Source organism: Lysinibacillus sp. FSL W8-0992, assembly GCF_038008685.1.
GTDB lineage: Bacteria > Bacillota > Bacilli > Bacillales_A > Planococcaceae > Lysinibacillus.
On the sequence record NZ_JBBOZQ010000001.1, the window covers coordinates 4,029,299 to 4,048,734 of the forward strand.

Annotated in this window: 16 protein-coding genes and 1 pseudogene; 5 read left to right on the forward strand and 12 right to left on the reverse strand. The window is 34.3% G+C overall.

Annotated features, from left to right (window positions below; all coding sequences use genetic code 11):
• Positions 1–42 precede the first annotated feature (42 nt).
• Complete coding sequence (locus NSQ74_RS20220) at positions 43–759, forward strand: CPBP family intramembrane glutamic endopeptidase (RefSeq protein ID WP_340825693.1); 717 nt, start codon at positions 43–45, stop codon at positions 757–759.
• A 233-nt stretch (positions 760–992) separates the two neighbouring features.
• On the opposite strand, the gene NSQ74_RS20225 is transcribed toward NSQ74_RS20220, so the two are convergent.
• The 4 genes from NSQ74_RS20225 to NSQ74_RS20240 all read right to left on the reverse strand — a co-directional run bounded on the left by NSQ74_RS20225 (position 993) and on the right by NSQ74_RS20240 (position 5,373).
• A complete protein-coding gene (locus NSQ74_RS20225; protein ID WP_340825694.1) occupies positions 993–2,117 on the reverse strand; it encodes a Gfo/Idh/MocA family protein in 1,125 nt (374 codons plus the stop codon).
• Positions 2,118–2,146: 29 nt separating this feature from the next.
• Positions 2,147–2,980 (reverse strand): carbohydrate ABC transporter permease, encoded by an 834-nt coding sequence (locus tag NSQ74_RS20230; protein WP_340825696.1) that lies wholly within the window; start codon positions 2,978–2,980, stop codon positions 2,147–2,149.
• Complete coding sequence (locus NSQ74_RS20235; RefSeq protein ID WP_340825698.1) at positions 2,977–3,867, reverse strand: carbohydrate ABC transporter permease; 891 nt, start codon at positions 3,865–3,867, stop codon at positions 2,977–2,979. Before NSQ74_RS20235 ends, NSQ74_RS20230 begins: the two co-directional genes overlap by 4 nt.
• A 168-nt stretch (positions 3,868–4,035) precedes the next feature.
• A complete protein-coding gene (locus NSQ74_RS20240) occupies positions 4,036–5,373 on the reverse strand; it encodes an ABC transporter substrate-binding protein (RefSeq protein WP_340825699.1) in 1,338 nt (445 codons plus the stop codon).
• Between the two features lie 1,067 nt (positions 5,374–6,440).
• Between NSQ74_RS20240 and NSQ74_RS20245 the strand changes: the two genes are divergently transcribed.
• Positions 6,441–8,546, forward strand: a complete 2,106-nt coding sequence (locus NSQ74_RS20245) for an exo-alpha-sialidase (protein WP_340825700.1) — start codon at positions 6,441–6,443, stop codon at positions 8,544–8,546.
• Positions 8,547–8,671: 125 nt separating this feature from the next.
• On the opposite strand, the gene NSQ74_RS20250 is transcribed toward NSQ74_RS20245, so the two are convergent.
• Both NSQ74_RS20250 and NSQ74_RS20255 read right to left on the reverse strand, forming a co-directional pair.
• Positions 8,672–9,004 (reverse strand): hypothetical protein, encoded by a 333-nt coding sequence (locus NSQ74_RS20250; RefSeq protein ID WP_340825701.1) that lies wholly within the window; start codon positions 9,002–9,004, stop codon positions 8,672–8,674.
• A gap of 71 nt (positions 9,005–9,075) precedes the next feature.
• Positions 9,076–9,504 carry a DUF4362 domain-containing protein gene (locus NSQ74_RS20255; RefSeq protein WP_340825702.1) on the reverse strand — a complete coding sequence of 143 codons (429 nt, stop codon included), beginning with the start codon at positions 9,502–9,504 and terminating at the stop codon, positions 9,076–9,078.
• Positions 9,505–9,601: 97 nt separating this feature from the next.
• Between NSQ74_RS20255 and NSQ74_RS20260 the strand changes: the two genes are divergently transcribed.
• On the forward strand, positions 9,602–10,150 hold the full coding sequence (locus tag NSQ74_RS20260; protein ID WP_340825704.1) for a DJ-1/PfpI family protein: 549 nt from the start codon (positions 9,602–9,604) through the stop codon (positions 10,148–10,150).
• Between the two features lie 342 nt (positions 10,151–10,492).
• Positions 10,493–10,825 carry a CotD family spore coat protein gene (locus tag NSQ74_RS20265; protein ID WP_173478152.1) on the forward strand — a complete coding sequence of 111 codons (333 nt, stop codon included), beginning with the start codon at positions 10,493–10,495 and terminating at the stop codon, positions 10,823–10,825.
• A gap of 59 nt (positions 10,826–10,884) precedes the next feature.
• Here the strand turns inward: NSQ74_RS20265 and NSQ74_RS20270 are convergent, their stop codons facing one another.
• The 4 genes from NSQ74_RS20270 to fabF all read right to left on the reverse strand — a co-directional run bounded on the left by NSQ74_RS20270 (position 10,885) and on the right by fabF (position 16,254).
• On the reverse strand, positions 10,885–12,447 hold the full coding sequence (locus NSQ74_RS20270) for a sensor domain-containing diguanylate cyclase (protein WP_340825705.1): 1,563 nt from the start codon (positions 12,445–12,447) through the stop codon (positions 10,885–10,887).
• A 412-nt stretch (positions 12,448–12,859) separates the two neighbouring features.
• A complete protein-coding gene (locus tag NSQ74_RS20275) occupies positions 12,860–13,399 on the reverse strand; it encodes a PadR family transcriptional regulator (RefSeq protein ID WP_340825706.1) in 540 nt (179 codons plus the stop codon).
• Positions 13,400–13,493: 94 nt separating this feature from the next.
• Entirely contained in the window at positions 13,494–14,642 is a 1,149-nt protein-coding gene (locus NSQ74_RS20280; protein ID WP_340825707.1) for a YhgE/Pip domain-containing protein, read from the reverse strand.
• Positions 14,643–15,018: 376 nt separating this feature from the next.
• Complete coding sequence (gene fabF, locus NSQ74_RS20285) at positions 15,019–16,254, reverse strand: beta-ketoacyl-ACP synthase II (RefSeq protein WP_340825708.1); 1,236 nt, start codon at positions 16,252–16,254, stop codon at positions 15,019–15,021.
• Positions 16,255–16,374: 120 nt separating this feature from the next.
• Between fabF and NSQ74_RS20290 the strand changes: the two genes are divergently transcribed.
• Positions 16,375–17,226, forward strand: a complete 852-nt coding sequence (locus NSQ74_RS20290) for a helix-turn-helix transcriptional regulator (protein WP_340825709.1) — start codon at positions 16,375–16,377, stop codon at positions 17,224–17,226.
• Positions 17,227–17,390: 164 nt separating this feature from the next.
• Here NSQ74_RS20290 and NSQ74_RS20295 read toward each other — a convergent pair whose 3' ends face one another.
• Together NSQ74_RS20295 and NSQ74_RS20300 are read right to left on the reverse strand one after the other, a co-directional pair.
• The gene (locus NSQ74_RS20295; RefSeq protein WP_340825710.1) at positions 17,391–17,825 is read right to left on the reverse strand and encodes a hypothetical protein; all 435 of its coding nucleotides are present in this window, start codon (positions 17,823–17,825) and stop codon (positions 17,391–17,393) included.
• Positions 17,826–18,715: 890 nt separating this feature from the next.
• Positions 18,716–19,405, reverse strand: a pseudogene (locus NSQ74_RS20300) (hypothetical protein); the annotation flags it as partial.
• Between the last annotated feature and the right edge of the window lie 31 nt (positions 19,406–19,436).

Here is a 19,436-nt window from a genome sequence, read left to right on the forward strand (position 1 = left end):
TAAAGAAAAGTAAAAACATTAACCTTGAAGGGATTCAACAAAATGAAAAAAATCATTTTTAAAATTATTGGATTAGAACTGCTTCTTATATTTTTCTATGTTGCAAATGGCGCCTACGTATCCATTCAACAACCATCTAGTCCGTTTCTACAATTTGCCTTTTTGATTCCTTTAGCAGTTGGCCTCTTCCTTTATATTGCTGTCAAAAAGAAATGGAGCCATTACTTCTTTATTGCAATCAATAAAGAAAATATTATAGTATTCTCACCGCTTCTTATCGTGTTATGTATTATTTTAATTGGCACAAAAGGCTTAAATTTCGAATCGATTAGCGATTTATTTCTTATGTTTATGATGCAAATGTTTATCGTTGCGTTTATTGAAGAAACAATTTTCAGAGGAATCCTACTTCGCATGTTGCAACCTAAAGGAACCTTTGTTGCCATATGGATTTCAAGCATACTGTTTGGCGTCACACATGCATTGCAACTAGTTGGGGGGCAATCGGTTGAAGATACTATCATTCAAATTATTTATGCCCTTCTTGTAGGTCTTGTTCTTTCATTACTGATTATCGATGGCCAATCCATTATTTTGACAATTCTCTTCCATGGTTTTAATAATTTCTTCAACTTTATGGGGAATGCTGAAAGTTCTATGCTAACAGCGTATATTATCATTATTGTCCTATTTGTTTATACGTTATTTTTATGGAGACGTGTTAAGAAAAAAAACAAGGGGCTACTCCTAACAGCATAAATCAAATTAAACATCTTCGATTGAATTCGGGTATAAATACCTTACTTTCAATTAGGAGGTGTTTTTTCTGTCTTATACAATCTCTCATATTTTTCTATAAGTATGTACGTTGCATAGTTACACCTTTTATTACTATTCTACATGCAGTTAAAAAGGGCATTACCATGAGCTTTGTCCTTTATAGGATGCCCACTGATAATGCCCCATTCGCATTCGTTATGCTACATTCAATCTTACTTTTGAAAAACGCCTTTAGAAACTATCTCTTCAACACTTACTTTTCGATCTTCATTTAGAGACAATGTAAGGGCATCTGCAGTAGCAATTGATGCTCTCGCAGCAGTACCGTCCAGTAAAGGAATAAATTCTTCTTCAACCTCTGCCCCCTGCATAATACTATGGAAATACTTCATCTCTTTTTCCATAATCGAATGCAGCCACATTGGTGGTGTTTGATTTGGTTTACCATAGGCAATCGCTTGGTCAGACTTTAGCCCACTATAAATTCTTGTACGATCCTCATCTTCTTCTTTTGATTCATGCAATAAATATCTTTCCTCTTTCTCCGGTGTTTTTAAAACTACTTTTACATCTTGCAAATCGATTAAAATTGCACCTTTCGTTCCTTGGATTTTTACATAATGATCGCTCCATCTAAAAGCAGACCCATATTGTAATGTTGCAAATCGTTTATTTTCAAATTCAAGCGTAATTAATAACATATCATCTTCATCACCAAATTGTTCTCCTTGATGAGCAACATTCCCCCCAACCATTGACACACGTTTAGCTGGACCCATTAAAAACTGAATAAAATCAAGTTCATGAATATGATGATATAAATGACCACCTGAAAGTTCCCTTTGCTTTTTCCAACTTACTTCTTTTTGTGCTTCTTCCCAGCCATTACGTTCTGCGTGACAGAAAAGAATTTCACCAATTTCACCTTCGTTAATCAATTTTTTAGCTGTACGTACCCCGTTCATAAAATTCATGACATGACCTGCCATAAATGTAACGCCATTTTGTTTCGTAGCTTCAATCATCTCATTACAATCTTCATAGGATAAGGCAATTGGTTTTTCACAAAATACATGTTTGTTATTTTGTGCAGCGCTTAAGACGGGATGCTTATGAAATCCATTTGGGGAAGCTATAATTACGGCATCAATATCTGCTCGTTGACACAATGCTTCAATATCAGGTTCAACCTCACTATCTAATTCTTTGGCAACCACTTCTGCATTATTTGGATCATATACCGCTACAATCTTCGCATCTTCTAAACTGTTAAGTATTCTTGCAAGACCTGCTCCAAAATAGCCTGTCCCTACTACTCCATAGTTGATTTGACTCATATTTATTCTCCTCTCAATATAAACAATTGTTATTTTCCTGCTCCATCCGATAAACCGCCTGCAATCTTATTTTGGATAATCATAAAGAATATAATAGAAGGTAAAATGACAATTACAGATGCGGCCATCATTTCTCCCCAATCCAATACTTCTGAACCTGTTAAGGAATACAATGCCACTGATATTGGCATCTTTTCAGAACTATTTATAAGCAGCAAGGCAAATAAAAACTCATTCCACGTATTGATAAAGGTATAAATAGCAGTTGCCACTACACCTGGCGCTACGATTGGTAGCACGACTTGCAGAAAGGTACGCACTATCCCTGCTCCATCCACCTTTGCAGCTTCCTCTATTTCTAATGGAACGGTTTGAAAGAATCCAATAAGCATCCAAATCGCATAAGGAATTGAAAAGGAAAGATACGTTATGACTAGTCCCGTCCATGTATTTACTAAACCTACAGATACGATAATAATCGAATATGGGACTGCCAAAAGAATAGGCGGGAACATATAAGTCGTGATTAAGATTTTAGTCATTTTCTTTCCTGCCTTCGGAAAGAAACGAACAATGCCATATGCCCCTAACGCGGACACTACGATGGTAATGAATGTAGCTGAAAAAGATACTAATAAGCTGTTTTTTATATTGGTAGTAAATGATAAGTCATTTAACACCCTGAAATAGTAATCAAATGTTATTTTTTCAGGAAAGAATGAGAGTGGATTATTAGCCATTTCCCCTGAGGACTTTACTGACGATAAAATAATCCAAAGTAACGGGAAGACCGACACGATAGCTAATAAAGTCAAATAAATATAATTCATTGTTGTAGATAGTTTGCTTTTTCCTACCATCATCGATCCTCCCTTTCCCATTTATCGAGTAATTTAAAGTACAAGAAACAAATACCAAGTAAAAATAATAATAAAATGACGGTAATGGCAGAAGCGACGCCAAGCTGCTTCATACCCCATCCTGCTTTAAATGCAAAGATTGGCAATGTTGTCGTAATATCTGAAGGTCCCCCTCCAGTAATTAAGTATAGGATGTCAAAGTTATTAAAGACCCAAATCGTTCTTAAAACTAATAATAAACCGATAACGACACGAATATGTCTTAGCGTAATATGCCAAAATACTTGAAACGAGGATGCCCCATCCATTTGGGCTGCTTCGTACTGTTCTGATGGAACCGTCTTCAAAGCTGATAAAATATTAACCATAAACAACGGTGCTCCAAACCAAATATTTATTAATACTACAACGATAAAAGCTAAATCTGGATTAGCTAGAAAGTTAATATTTGCGTCTGTTATTCCAAGTTTAGTAAGTAAATTAGGTAAAAATCCGTATACATCGTTTAAAATATATTTCCATGAAAAGGCAATGACGATTGCTGGAAATGCCCACGGAATTATCAATAAAGTTCGATAAAGTCCGGTGAATTTTGGAATTCTATTTAAGGCTAATGCAGCAGTAAAACCAATAAATAATTGCCCTGCTAATGACAAAACAGTCCATTTTATAGAATTCATAAAAGCCCTATAAAAATCTGGATTGGTTAAAACAAATTTAAAGTTTTCTAACCATACAAAGTCATAAAATGGACGGATTAAATTTTTCGAAGTAAAACTAAAATAGATACTCGAAAAGATTGGATAGATTAATAGTAAAATAACTATTAGTACAGAAGGTAAAACGAATAGCATACCTGTCAAATTAAAAGACTTAAGTTTTTTTTCCATATCTCGTCTCCTTTCCTGTTATGTAAAGACCTGTTACAATTACGCCTCAATGTAATGGTCTCCAAATTTTATTGAGCCATCGCACCTTAAAGAAGTGTGAAACAAGTTAAAAAACAAACGCCCTCATAATTCATGAGAGCGTCGTAAGTTGTGTATTCCGAGCCCTGCTTATTTACCTAACATCTTAAATAAGTCATTTAATTCCTTTTCGGCCTTTTCAGCAGCTTCTTTTACAGGTACATCTTTAAGAACAATATCCTGGAACATTTTCTCAATAACGCCTTGACTCACGATAACACCTGATTGTAAGGTAGGACCGTTCTCCATACCGATTGCAGTCCCTTTATCTACGGCTGCGCTAATAACTTTTACGGCATTATCAAATTTCTGGATAGTCGGATTATTTAAGAATTCTGGGTCCTCAGCAATGTCTTTTAAAGCTGGTAGCATTCCTGCTGGTACTGAATGTAAGAACTTAATATATTCTTCTTTTTCATATAAGCTTTCTACAAATGCCTTAGCGATTTCAGGGTGCTTACTATTTTTCCACACTACAACTGGAATGTTAGATGTTTCAATTCCGTTTTCTGGATCATTCGCATTAATTTTTGGCATTGGCGCAGCATCAATTTTATCGAGCAACTGTGGAGAATTCGTTTCCACTCCACCGATTTGGAAGCCGCTATTAAAGTCAAACGCAGTTTTTCCTTGATAGTATAAATTAGCTTGATCTAATACTTTATAATTGACTGAACCTTCAGGTGATGTAGATTTATACATATTTATCCAGTAATTAATACCATCAATTGCGGCTTTACTTGTTAAGTTTGCTTTTCCATCTTTCGTTATTAACGTTTCACCAGCTGAACGAACATAAAAATTCAAGAATCTTGTTGCCATCATGTCACCAGATCCCATTGGCACTGATAATCCATAAACATTAGGAGCATTATTTAACTTTTTAGCAGTTTCATATAGTTCATCCCATGTTTTTGGCACTTCCAATCCTGCTTCTTCTAATAAATCTTTTCTATACCACATCACTTGCGCATGTGAATACAGTGGGATAGAGTAATTATTTTCATCCACTGTTCCTTCTTTTAGAGGGGCTTCATAAAAACGATCCCTACCAATGTTATCAATGACATCATTTAATGGCACAAGTGCATCAACATCAATTAATTCAACGACATGGTTTGGCAATGCTGTACTCACATCTGGAACTTGTCCAGATTGCAAACCTGTTGTCCATTTCGTATAAAATTCAGGCCACGCAAAAGTTTCGATTTTTATTTTTACTTTTGAGTGTTCTTTCATAAATGAATCTGCAGCTGCTTGCATAAATTCTAATCTTGGTCCCTGTGTGAAGGAATGCCAAACTGTGATTTCCCCTTCAAATTCCCCTGAAGAGCTTTGGTTTGTTGTTGCTTCATTTTCTCCACCGCTACAAGCAGTAGTAATCATCATAGCTAATATGACGAACAACACTAACATTTTCTTTTTCATTCAAATACCACCCCTTCAATATTTATAGATATGAAAAGTAATACAAACTAACTTATAACAACGCTTGTATAACGTTTAGCGATTGCTCCATCGATTCTATCCTTCATGACCTCTATAGTATGTAATTTCATGCTGGAATTTCTTCTAATGGAGTACTTACTCTTCCCATGAGAAAATGGAATGCACCAATACCTCTTTTATTTTCTATTAACTTCTTAAAAAGCTTTATAGAAAGATTAAAACAATATAAAGACTGAAATTTCAGATATATATAGTTAAAGGACTAGCGCGCAAACACCGTACATTCCTCCGTTAATAATGCTCCTAGGTGGGCAATTAATGTGCATTTTCATTTGAGATTCAAACTTTGATAAATACATTCTCCAATATACATGCCTACATAATGCATGTGTACCCCATTTTCTAGGTCGTCATAACAAGCATAAAAAGCTGGAAAAACTTATTTAAATCTCTTTAATGTTATTTTCTCCCTCCCGCTTTTCAATAATTATCTGTTACCGCTTTCAAATGAAATATACCAAATTAAAAATTAATTGTAAATAATTTTCTTTATATTTTAAATTTTTGAAAAAAAAATCCACCAATAATTAAGCTATTTAATCGCATTCAAACAAAGAATATTGTAAGCAACATAAGGGTTTCACAGTCTTTTTACTGTGAATGACAAGTTGATTTCATTGGGTAATTTTAAAAAATGTTAATGTTGAGAATTTTCGGAATATATGTATAATTCACTTGTGTACGCATTTCATTTGAGGAAAATATATTCCTACACTTTAATATGTAGGACAAAATCCTTATTATTCAGTATGTTTTAATGCGTTAATTTTGTAAGGAGGTGTTATTATTCGATTTTGTCCTTTTGCTGTAAAAGAACAGACCTAGTCACTTAAAGCTGTAAGGCGTAACAACATATCTTTAACACGTACTAGCTTTCGCTTCACAAATTTAAACGATAGGATTTTAACGCACATTTCAGAAAATCTACTTCAACTGGAAACTCTTTTTACAGGAGCTCTTAAATAAATATACGAGGAGGCATAAATATGAAATATACTTTTAAAGTAATCGGTATCTCTACACTGCTCTTAGGGCTTGGTTTTGGTCAAGTGAGTCCAACACATGCAAGTGCAGAAACGAATGTTACAAGTAATCAAACACAATACGTTAGTACACCAATTTTTGAAAAAAATAATATAGTGTTAAATAACCAAGGATTAGATGTAACGAATGAACTACAACAAGCACTTACATCGGAAAGTTCTACAATAATCATTAAGTTTAAGTCCAACAATCAAAATGCATTGCAAGCTTTGTTTGGAATATCAAATAAAGACACTGGCTATAAAAATAATTATTTTGATATTTTTTTACGAAATAACGGTGAATTGGGTGTCGAAGTAAGAGACGCTAATGCAAGTATTAATTATCTGATTGCAAGACCCGCTTCTCTATGGGGGAAAGATGAGAATGGAGAGGTTTCTAACACTGTAGCATTTGTTTCAAACTCACAACAGGGTATGTATGCGTTGTATGCTAATGGTGAAAAAATTATTGAAAGTAAAGCTTCAAATTTTAAACCGATTAACAAAATTTCAGGAGCAAATTCCTTTGTTTTAGGTGGAGTTAACCGAGAAGGAAAACTAGACTTTAAGTTTAATGGAGAAATAGAATCCCTAAAAATATTTAATGAATCTTTATCCAATGACCAACTGATCAATGAAACGACAAATTCCACTACAAACAACTTGATTTTTAAAGCTGGCGATACAACAAAAGCTAATTATTTCAGAATTCCTGCTTTATATACGCTAAGTAATGGCAGAGTTCTTGCTAGTGTGGATGCTAGATACGGAGGGACACATGATTCTAAAAGCAAAATAAATATTGCTACCTCATATAGTGATGACAATGGGGTTACTTGGTCCAATCCCAAACTAGCCTTAAAATTTGATGACTATGCAGAACAAACAATTGATTGGCCTAGGGATGACGTAGGTAAAAATATTCAAATAAGTGGTAGTGCCTCTTTTATTGATTCTGCATTAGTGGAGGATAAACAGAACAATAAGGTAATTTTGATGTCTGATTTTATGCCAGCTGGTATTGGAAATCAGAATGCATTAAAAACGAATTCAGGTTACAAATCAATAAATGGACAGTTCTATCTAAAATTGAAATATGGCTCTGAATCGGCATATAATTATTCCATTCGTGAAAACGGTGTAATCTATAATGATATTTTAAATACACCGACTGAATATAGTGTGGATCATTACTACAATATAAAAAAGAACAATGAATATTTAAATGTAGAGCAGTACTCTGTCAAGTTTGAAAACGGTAATTTAATTGAATACAAAAATGGTAATCAAGTTAAAATGAATATCTTTTACAAGGATTCCTTATTGAAAATTACACCTACGAACTATATAGGCTATACGACAAGTGATAATTCAGGGGAAACTTGGAATGCTCCGCTATTATTACCGCCTTTCCTTGGATTAAATTCTAACGCTTCATACTTAAGCCCTGGACAAGGTTTGGTCTTAGCTGACACGAATCGCATTATCTTTTCATCATATGCAAGTAAGCAAATGGTATATATTATTAGCGACGACAATGGGCTAACTTGGACACATAAAACCGCTCCACTGCCGTTTACTAATGCAACTGCCGAAGCACAAATGGTGGAAATTAAACCAGGTGTCATTCAAACGTATTTAAGAACGACAACAGGCAAAATAGGCTATATGACGAGTTTAGATAGTGGAGATAGTTGGAGTGAAGTGAAATATCTAGACATCGTGGAAAATACCTCTTATGGTACACAACTGTCGATTATTAAATATTCTCAGCTAATAAATGGCAAAGAGGCAGTAATATTAAGTACCCCGAATTCCACAAATGGCCGAAGAAATGGACAGTTATGGGTAGGATTCATCAATCAAGCTACAAATACAATCGACTGGAATCACAAGTATGATGTCGATTATCCGCAATATGGATATTCATATTCAGCACTTACCGAGTTACCAAACCATGAAATCGGTTTATTGTATGAAAAATATGATGCATGGTCTAGAAATGAGTTACATTTAAAAAATGTATTGAAGTACACTACTTTAACTATTGATGACATTATGAATTAATTCATACATTCCGAGCGTTGGATTGCTAATTGATAATAAAGACAAGTTAAGAAAAAAACATTCGTACAATAATATAGTAGTAGCATATCAAGGGCTTCCAGAAGCTCTTGATATTTTTTTGTAAACTAATTGGTTGCTCCTATTAGTTGAATAAGTTTCCCATTATGAGCATCTATCACGACAGTTGGATTTCTATTATCAAATTGGAGCATAATTACCCATTCTTTACGGTTAAACATTCGATTTAACATGCCAGTTTGATTGTGTAATTGTGTATTTATTTGTTCAGTAGTCAGCTCCTTTACATTGACATTCATTTGCGCAGTATATGTATGTTGAGGAGGATTATTTAAATACATTTCTGCCTTTAAAACGGCTTCTTTAGTATCTAACATTGGTGTCTTATAAAAATACAATAGCAATAGTAGCAGGCCCATCAAAGTCACAATGTTTTTCAATAGCCTATCTCCTTTGTTCTCATATTTTATCAGCGATTCGATTCATTTTATTGGCCATTCTCTCGATGCTATCAGCGATCGCTTACCTCCAGTAGATAATAATCGAAATTGTCCTCACAACCAGCAATATAGTATTCTGATTTGCCTTGCATCTTACCTTTGCTAGTTATAGCAGTACAAATTTCTGTCTTAACTCCTTTATCTTGCCCACCGAATGCATCATTCGTGTTATCGTATGAATATTGAATGTTGTCCCCATCATAATGTAAATCCTGAAAAATAGGATCACCTTCGATGGTAAAGGATGTCACCCGAATCTTGTCCTCTTGCTGCTTTGATATGCTCTGCAAAAATTGCTCAAAACGCTCTAGGTTGTGAATTTCACTTGGTGTAACCGTAATATCCCCCTTTTCAATGGCATCTGCTGTGCTATAGCTACTTTTTGAACAGCCCGTTAAGACAAGCATACTTATGAAAACAAACATTACATTTTTCATCATTTTATAGTATATGTCCTTCATGTTTTTTATCTATTATACACTAAATTTCCAATATATTGTAAAATGAATATTGTATCTTGAACATATTGGAGATGTGATGGAAGTGAAAAAAACGGCCGTATTGTTATACCCGCAATTTAGTGAATATGAATTAAGTGTAGCATTATCAATATTAATGCAAGGGAATAAACCCATTGTGACAGTTGGTTTAAATAATAAGAGCTGCATTAAAGGTGAGTCAGGTTTATCTTGTTTAGCAGATATACAACTTTGCGAAGTCAATTTAGAAGAGTTTGATAGTCTGTTATTACCTGGCTGTTTGGACATTATGACATTAGTAGATGCGCAAGAGCTAATCGATTTTATTAGAAAAATGAGTTCTACTGGGGCAATCATTGCTAGTATTTCAAGCTCTCCATACCTTTTAGCTAAGGCTGGTGTATTGAAGGGCAAAAACTATACAGTAGGCTTGTCACTTGAAGGTATGAAGCAATTAGGGGTTTTTGACCTTAACTATTACTCAGAAGACTTAATCGTCCAGGATGGTCCGATTATTACTGCAAGAGGAAGAGGTTTTATTCAGTTTGGTGTTGCTTTTGGTAAAGCGTTACAACTTAATTTTGATGAAAATTGGTATCAAGCATAAAAATAAAGGATAGTTCTGTCGCCAAATTACTGACGAGAACTATCCTTTTTCGCTAGGCATATCAATATACGAAAATGAAAAGCAGCTCTTGTTATATCCAGAAGCTGTAGTCTATTTTCACTTTTTGGCTGTAGCTATCGATAAATGATTTTCACAAATTGATAAATCCCCCAATTACTGCTTTCCCTTTTGGTAAATAAACATTACATGCCACGAAATTTCACTGCTCTGTGGCAGTTAAGAGATTTAACTAGCCCCTAATAGGCATACAAATAGACCACTTAGTCTTACATCTCATATGTTAATTATGAACCACAACTTATCAAAACAGGAGGTAATAACATGTTTAATCGTAAGCGTCACCATGGAAGAGGACCACAATGCTGCCCACCACAAACAATGCCAACACAATTTGATCCACCACAATTTTTACCACCAGAGCAATATGTTCGCACAAATTATATCCATACAGTTGTACCACACGTTCAGCCAGCACATATCACAACAGTTAACAAACATATTATTGATCATCAATACTACTTCCCATGCACTGAAAACGTAGTAAACGAGTGCTGTGAAAACCACACTCTATGCGGTATGCCACACAATCACTGCCATATGCCACAGCACCATATGGGTCACCATAAACATATGGGCATGGGTATGGGGTATTAATTTTTTATGCGATGAGACACTTTTTGTCTCATCGCTTTTCTCATCTTCTATCGGCTGCACTATTCTTTTCCAGCAATCTTCACTTGGTTTCGCCCCGCTTGCTTAGCAAGATACAGTGCACCATCTGCAGCTTCAAAAAGGGCTTCTGTCGTACTAGCCATTTTCGGATACTCCGCAACCCCAGCTGATAATGTTACTGGACGTCCACATGGACTATTCGTGTTTGCTAATAGTTGTCTTAAATTTTCGGCTACAATTGCTGCTTCTTCAACAGAAGTATTAGGCAATAAGATAATAAATTCCTCACCACCATATCGACAGCAAATATCATGTTCCCGTGCTACAGCTTTCATATTTTTTGCTAAAAATTGCAGTACTTTATCTCCTACTGCATGACCATAAGTATCATTAACGCTCTTGAAATAATCTAAATCAAGTAAAATAATCGAATGCATCATATGTTTTTTCTGCCATTCATATAGCATAGCATCCATTGTGCGTCGATTTGTTACACCAGTTAAAGGATCTGTTGTCGATTGATCTTTAAAATAGGATACTTGCCCTTGCAAAAAGGACAAACTTCGAATAAGCGCACTCTTTAAATAATACGCTTCAAAGTACCAACTGCGTACGGACTTTAACCCTTCTACATTTCGTGAATCTAAACTTTCTTCCGTTAATGTTGCTAACTGTTGCAATGGACGGGCAATTCGCGCTGCTGTCCATAATAAAATAATGATTGATAATAGCATAAGAGGGATAGCCTTAATCGCTACATCTTGTACTCGGTCGAATGAAGGCTCTAGCGCTACATCTAATGGTCTTTGAGAAACGACTCCCCACCCTGCTAGCGGCACGGAGCTATATCCTGCCAACATCTCTACCCCTTTTGTGTTCGTTACTTGCTTTGCGCCATTTTTTCCCGAAACAACTTCTTGAACAGCTTTATTTTTTATTACAACATCGTTAATGCGCGTTGGATCTTGATGGTAAATAATACGTCCATCTGCATCTACTACAAAAACATACGAACCGTCATGATAATAATGCTCTCCTAATAGCAAGTTAAATACATTCTTTTCCTTTAAATAAATTGTACCTGCTACCATTCCTAAGTATTCATTTTCCGCTGAAAATATAGGGTATGAAATAAAGATAATTAGTCTTCCTGTTATACCTTCATATGGTTTGGATACGAGAGGGGTTTTTTTAGATAACGCCTCTTTCCCCCCTGCAGAAGTTAAATACCTACCTTTAACATCTACAGAAGGCGGTGATACAGACAATACTAAACCATCCGCATTGGACACAATGACTGAGTTAAACATATTATTTTGCATTTTTAAACGATCTGTTTCCCGATCCAAGGCAGCCTCATCGTTCATGATAGATTCTATATTGCCCGCACTATATCCTAAAATTTGAAAGGCTTCTTCTAAGTATGCACTTGCGGTTGTTGCCAATTTTTGTGCATATACACGATTGGTTTCAAGCGAATTTTCCTTTATCGAATCCACATTCATGCGATAGCCACTCCATAAGCTACCGATACTTGTAAGGAAAAATGCTGCCATAGCTAAACCCATTATTAAATGCTTTAGCCTTAATTGTGTTGATTTCATTGTTTTTTATTACTCCTATTTATGTATTTTGGACATCTTATTAATTAAGTTTAAAGACTCACTTTCCACTATCTATTAAAACACAAATTTCATTTTATTTTACAAATATCTTGTATATATTAAAAGTATTTGTAAAAGAAGTATTGTTAAAGACCTATACAGGAATTGTAAAACTAAACTTTTAATCATTTTTCTGGATTAAATATAAAACTAAAAACTCAATATATTATAATTTTTACTATATTTCTCTAACTTAATGTATATATTTATGATTATTGTGCTATCTCTTTTACAATTAAATATGTTAATTAGAACACGACTATTCTATTATATAGCAACAGAAATTTATGTACGAGATGATTATTCCATTATAAAAAAAGACTATTTACAATAAGCGTAAATAGTCTTTTTCTTATATTTCTTCTTTTCGAACATGTTCAATCAGTCTTTCTAAATACTGAATAGAGCCCTGTATTCTAAAATTCGCATAGTCGCCAACAAACTCTGCTAACACTTCTCCACCTGGTTTAACTAAATGCTGTCTATCTGATTTAAAAAGTAAGTCCCATTTTGAATGCATCCCGTTTAACTTTTTTTCTAAAATATGAATGATTCTATCGCGGTCCACATATTCCATATTCGCTAAACCGATAACCATATCACCTATCGTATTTGCACTTTCAAGGGATTTATAAATCTTTTTTGGCAAGGCATCGCGGCCCTTTTCTGTAATGGAAAACACATGCTTATCTGGTCGATTATCCTCTTTTATAACTTCTTTCGTCTCGATTAATCCTTGCTTCGCTAATGATTCAAAATGATAATATAACTTACTTTCCGTTAAACCATTTATCGAATCAAGGGACTGTAATTCTGAGATTTGTTTTTTTAAATTATAAGGATAATTATCTCCTTGCATAAGCTTGCTAAGAATGAAAATTTGAATTGCCATTGTTTCAGCTCCTTAGGCAAATATTAGTTCTATTTTATCAAAACTAACGATTTACTTCATCAGAATTTTATGCCTTTGATAAATTCTAAAAAAACTACTTCTCCACAGCTACTGGTAGTGGTTTATGAAGTACCCAAACAATAAGAACATTAATGACCATTGCTACAAAGCCAACTGTTGTTAATCCTAAAACGAATGGAGCCGCACTCACACTACCAAAAATACTGTTAAAGTATGCTTGAACAGAATAATACATTGGTGAAATATGACTCATCCATTTATACGGTAAATACATCATATCGCGATTGATTGTTGCACCATTCGCGATTGTTTGGATTAATAGAACTGGAATATTTAAAATCATACCTGCTTCACCAACTAATAAAACGAAAACTGCAGTGAAGTTAAAGCATGCCCAATAGTTTAGAATTTGTTGACCCCAAATTTGGAAGAATGAATCTGCTCCAGATAAATCATTGATTGCAAATGACATTGCTGTTGATACTAAACCAGCTAACATACCGATAATAATCGCTGTTAATTGCATGTAGATAAATAAACGTGTTTTCGTTGCTTTCCCACGACTCGCTTTAAATGCACCTACTAATTGCATCGCACCAATCATTGCCCCAACATAAATTGCCATTGTTAAGAACATTGGAAGCATATTATTATGCATACCATCTGGCACGTCGTTCAACGTAACAATATTTCCTACATAACTATTTTCAATTTGCGCCGCTAATTCAGCCGCTTGCTCTTTCGGAACATGTAAGTTCATTAAAATTCCTTGAGCAGTTTGTTGTGAAAATTGTGCACTTAATTGTGCGTTAATTTGCATGACGATTTGTTGCATAGAAGATGACACTGCTGTTGCACCAGCTTCATTGATTGAGAAATCAATGCTAGATGATACATCTCCTTTTTGTAAATCAGCTGAAAACGTCTCTGGAATGTGAACAACTAAAGCTAAGTCGTTTTTTTCTAAATCTTTTATAGCCTCTTTATTTGAGATCTTTGTTTGAATATCCTCAAATGGCAGCTGTTCAGTTAAACTATCCGCTATTTGAGCGCCATATTCTCCTTTATCATCATTAATAATGGCAATCGGTAATTGATCCATATTGCCCGGTATTGCTGTGTACCCTGGTAAAAAGATACCCAACATACAGACCGCATATAAGATCCCCATAAAAATAGAGCCTTTTGCACCCTTCGTTTTCAAAAACTCTTTAAACTTCATTTAATTAGTACTCCCCTTCTACAAACCTGTTTGTTCAATTTATATTCTAAACAGAATAGTTTAATTTAAGTAGTTTAATTAAACCGTGAGTGTAATTCTACAAAAATACTATTTACTTTGCAATCAATACATATAGCCTACTAATATTAATTTTTATAATTTGTCCAAAGTGTGAAATAGCATCTCTTTGATAACGTTTACAAGTTCAGACTTAGAAAATCAGGGATTATTTGTAAGCAAGGAGCGTATAAAGACATTTATATTTGAACAATAAAAAGCGTTGGACGTATAGCTCCAACGCTTTTTATTTATTAGTTTTATTACTATCCTGTCTCATTTTCTGTATGAAAAGAATTATATCAATTGATTAATAAATTCATTCATATTTCTTTAAAACAATCGCTGCGTTATGACCACCAAAGCCAAATGAGTTCGATAATCCGGTATTAATATTCACATGACGAGCAACAGATGGTACATAATCTAGATCACATAATGGATCGGGATGTTCTAAGTTGATAGTAGGAGGAATGATTCCTTCCTTTAAGCTCATCGCTAATGCAATTGCCTCCGCTCCACCAGCCGCTCCTAGCATATGACCAAGCATTGATTTATTTGCTGTTACTGGGATTTGATAAGCTTGTTGGCCAAACAACTGCTTAATAGCCATCGTTTCAGAAATGTCTCCTACTTTTGTACTTGTCGCATGAGCACTAATGACATCAATTTCTTCAGGTGATATTTTGGCATTTTTTAATGCCGACTTCATTGCGAGATAGGCTCCCTCGCCTTCTGGATGTGTGGCTACGATATGATGTGCATCTGAACTTGCACCATAGCCTATTACTTCTGCATATATTTTTGCCCCTCGTCGTAATGCATGTGATAACGATTCTAAAATTAAAATGCCTGCTCCTTCTGACATAACAAATCCATCACGGTTGTCATCAAATGGACGGCTAGCCATTGCAGGTTCATCGTTTCTTGTTGATAATGCCGTAGCATTTCCAAAGCTAGCTATCGATAAATCTGTTATAGCGGCCTCTGTTCCACCTGCAAACATAACATCAACTTCACCGTAACGAATTAATCTAAATGCTTCTCCGATAGCTGTATTTCCGATTGCACAAGCTGAAACAGGTGACATGGAAGGACCCATCGCTTTCCACTTAATACTAATTTGAGCTGCAGCAGCATTAGCCATCATAGCAGGTACTAAAGTTGGGCTAACTCTTCGTGGCCCTTTCTGTCTAAGCGCATCAATATTTTCAATGAAAGTTTCAATTCCACCTATACCTGAGCCGACGTATACGCCTAATCTTTCTGCATCTATTTGATTGAGGTCTAAATTGGCATCTTGCCATGCTTGTTCTGCCGCAACTAAGGCAAATTGAGCAAAACGATCTAAGCTTCTTGCTTCTTTCTTCCCTAACGCTTCCTCTGCATTGAAATCTTTAATAATACCTGCAATTTTTGTTTTTTGATTTGTAGTATCAAATGTATCAATCGTTGATATACCCGATTGTCCATTCATCAAATTGTTCCAAAATGTTTTAACGTCGTTGCCTAGAGGAGAAACTACTCCCATTCCAGTAATCACAACTCTCTCCATTTTTCATTCCTCCAAATCAATATTATAGTTGTATTTTACATTGTTAATATCCTATTACAAGACACTGTTTATCCTGGTATAATAACTACTAGGAAAAAATGATACTGAGGTGTTGTGAACTTGAATGATAAAAATAGGCTTGAAGCTTTGTCGACATTTTTAAAATCGAAACGTGCCCAAATAAAGCCCGAGTCTATCGGTTTGCCTGCCGGAACGCGGAGAAGAACACCAGGGTTACGCAGAGAAGAAGTTGCCCAATTAGCAGGTGTAAGTACTACTTGGTATACATGGCTAGAGCAAGGAAGAGATATTAAAGTATCTGCAAGTGTGCTTGATTGTATTGCTACTGCTTTGCAATTGAGTAATGATGAAACAGACTACTTATACAACCTTGCATTAGATGTAAAATCTGAAATGACAAATCTAAAAAAGAATTCTTCAGAGCTTAGCCCTGCTTTAAAACGAATATTAGCTGAATTAACATATTGTCCAACCATTATTACGGATCGGCATTGTCATATTGTCGGTTGGAACGCTGCTGCTGCGCATGTTTTTTTAGACTTTGACCTAGTACCTTATAATGAAAGAAATTTAATTCGTTTAGTGTTCACTAGAAAAGAATTTAAAGCGTTAGCCGTCAATTGGGAACATTTTGCGAAAGGTTTTCTTGCTATTTTCCGTACCTACTATGGACACTATTTAGGTGATGAATGGTACAACCAATTTATTGAGGAAATGAGTCATTCCCATCAAGAATTCCGAGATTTATGGCAAGAAAGTCAAGTGAGTAAGGCGCCAGAAATGATAATCGAATTTAGACATGCCAAAGCAGGCAAAATGTTGTTTAATCTCACTTCACTTCAAGTTCAAGGTGATATGGATTTACGGTGCAGTATTTATACACCTGCAGAGGAAACAGAAACAGAGGATAAGTTAAAGCGGTTAATGAAGAAGGTATCCGGTGAAAAATGAAATGGATTTGAGGACAATTTGTCAGTAGAATAAAACGTTGGAGCCCTAGAGATGCACTTTAGCTGCTACGGGCTCCAGATATTTATGAAAGCATGAAATTTCAACTTTTTGTATGCTTAAGTGTCGAGGAAAATATCTTCCTTTTTGTAGAAAATTTATCCCAGCTATCCATCCTTAAGATAAAATTTACCATCGTAAGGATTGACTAAATATGTCTTATCCTTTGTATATATATAATAAAATCGGTTAGATGCTTTAAAACCCTTTGTTTTGATAATTTTTTCACCTGTTTGATTTTCTATAATTTGAAGTGCTTCTTTGTAAGAATAAACAGGGATAGACGTGAAAATTAATCCCCCACTGATTATTAGAATAATAGGGTAACCAGAACACAAAAGCTTATATTTATTTTTTAATGTTTTATTTTCGCTTTTTTCCCGTGACAAATAAAATATCATTAGTATACCGACCAATGTAACAAAAGGCCATTGTGACATTACACTTTCAACATTTGCATACTTCTTGCTTAAAAAAAACAAGTAAATTCCTAACATAGTTTGTATACAACACATTAAATATAAGTAAAGTTTTGTTGCCAATAGATTTCCTCCTCAATTGTCTTTACTAAAGATTTCTATCTTTATCCGCTCCTTCCAGTGAAGTGCAATACAAATATTCATGATAAATACAATTTCAATAATCTATATCATCCTAACGAGATACAAGTTCAGCGCTTGTTTTACATAAAGTAATGGATCTCCCTTTTCAATCAACATGGGCATGAATTCATCGTAGCAACTATAAATACCTATGTACAAAACAAAAAAATTTCACTAATATATGGAACATCAGAAATAATATTTTTTTGGGACAATTTGTTGGCAATAATAACAGAGCTTTGTGATGCATAATAACTGAATAAATATTTGCCACACAAATTTTGAAAGGGGAAAGTATTAATTTAATTCTATTTGACCGTTTGAAGAATAAATAAATAACCAGATACTCACCGATTATATGAGTTCTTGATTACTTATACTGATCATTTAAAATTAATTCTAAAAAGCTAGCTCAGCTATATTTTAGCAAAAAACCTTTATTTATATTATTTTACAAAAAAAAATATAGAAATTATTTATAATTAATGTATAATTTACAAAAGAAGTAATTATTATAAAGAAAATATGTGTCGCAGCATCCTTTATTATTAGGGGCAGTTTTACTTACAGCTTTTGCTGGAGAAACATATCTAGAAGTTGATAGTTGGGTTTCAAGATTATTTACTAATCCTTCGCCCAATTTAATTAAAATAAAAAGTCATGAGAAGTATCGAGAGTCAGTAACATATACAGTTGCATATCTTCATTGCTCTTATAGCGCATAATAAAAACCCTCCACAGGTGCTTGTGGAAGGTAAAATATAGATATATTTAGTATTTTGTTTTTTAATTTTTAAAAATCTAGCTCCAAACAATCAGATTAACTATAATTAATTTGTAACATTCAGTTTCATCACTTTTGTTACGCCATTTATTGTGAATTTAATTTCATATGTTCCTTTTGTAACTAGAGTCTTAGTACCAAACTTAATCATTAACCAAAATGGTTGATCAGGAAATGTCATAATATCTACGTTAGGAATTGTAATAGTTTGACCATTATTCGAAATCATTCCTGCTGTTAAATTAATTCCTGAATGATTATTTGAAAATGCATATTTGTCATTAATATCAGCAGTAAATGCTCCGTCTAAATCAATAGTAACAGTTGCATTAATAATCGGTTTTTCAGCACGTACTGTTGGCCACAGACTATTTAAACCACCACTATTTACATTAGTCCCAACTGGGAATGAATATGAGATACTTCCGATATTATCCTCTAAATAAAATGATAATCCCAATACTTGTGTTGTAGCTGGACTTAATACTGGATTTCCTGATGGTACCCCTGATTGTGCTACTGGTGTTACTTCAAAGAAGATATATTTATCCACATCTGCTTCAGTTAAAGTATACAATTTAGATTTAGCACCACTAATTGCTACCTTATTTGTTCCAGTCACATCATCCGCAGCGTACCATTGATAAGTTGAAGTACCTTCTAAATCATTTTCTTTGTCAGTATAATCATAGTTTCCTATTAAAACTTGTCCTTCCTTTACTGTTCCACCAATATTTACATTTAATACTTTTGGTGCTTCATTACTT

Excerpts from the sequence above, each read along its gene's own strand:
- NSQ74_RS20245 (WP_340825700.1), top strand. The coding sequence starts at position 6,441 with ATGAAATATACTTTTAAAGTAATCGGTATCTCTACACTGCTCTTAGGG.
- NSQ74_RS20220 (WP_340825693.1), top strand. The coding sequence starts at position 43 with ATGAAAAAAATCATTTTTAAAATTATTGGATTAGAACTGCTTCTTATA.
- NSQ74_RS20255 (WP_340825702.1), bottom strand. The coding sequence starts at position 9,504 with ATGATGAAAAATGTAATGTTTGTTTTCATAAGTATGCTTGTCTTAACG.
- NSQ74_RS20240 (WP_340825699.1), bottom strand. The coding sequence starts at position 5,373 with ATGAAAAAGAAAATGTTAGTGTTGTTCGTCATATTAGCTATGATGATT.
- NSQ74_RS20260 (WP_340825704.1), top strand. The coding sequence starts at position 9,602 with ATGGAAGTGAAAAAAACGGCCGTATTGTTATACCCGCAATTTAGTGAA.
- NSQ74_RS20225 (WP_340825694.1), bottom strand. The coding sequence starts at position 2,117 with ATGAGTCAAATCAACTATGGAGTAGTAGGGACAGGCTATTTTGGAGCA.
- NSQ74_RS20265 (WP_173478152.1), top strand. The coding sequence starts at position 10,493 with ATGTTTAATCGTAAGCGTCACCATGGAAGAGGACCACAATGCTGCCCA.
- NSQ74_RS20235 (WP_340825698.1), bottom strand. The coding sequence starts at position 3,867 with ATGGAAAAAAAACTTAAGTCTTTTAATTTGACAGGTATGCTATTCGTT.
- NSQ74_RS20280 (WP_340825707.1), bottom strand. The coding sequence starts at position 14,642 with ATGAAGTTTAAAGAGTTTTTGAAAACGAAGGGTGCAAAAGGCTCTATT.
- NSQ74_RS20275 (WP_340825706.1), bottom strand. The coding sequence starts at position 13,399 with ATGGCAATTCAAATTTTCATTCTTAGCAAGCTTATGCAAGGAGATAAT.
- fabF (WP_340825708.1), bottom strand. The coding sequence starts at position 16,254 with ATGGAGAGAGTTGTGATTACTGGAATGGGAGTAGTTTCTCCTCTAGGC.
- NSQ74_RS20230 (WP_340825696.1), bottom strand. The coding sequence starts at position 2,980 with ATGATGGTAGGAAAAAGCAAACTATCTACAACAATGAATTATATTTAT.
- NSQ74_RS20270 (WP_340825705.1), bottom strand. The coding sequence starts at position 12,447 with ATGAAATCAACACAATTAAGGCTAAAGCATTTAATAATGGGTTTAGCT.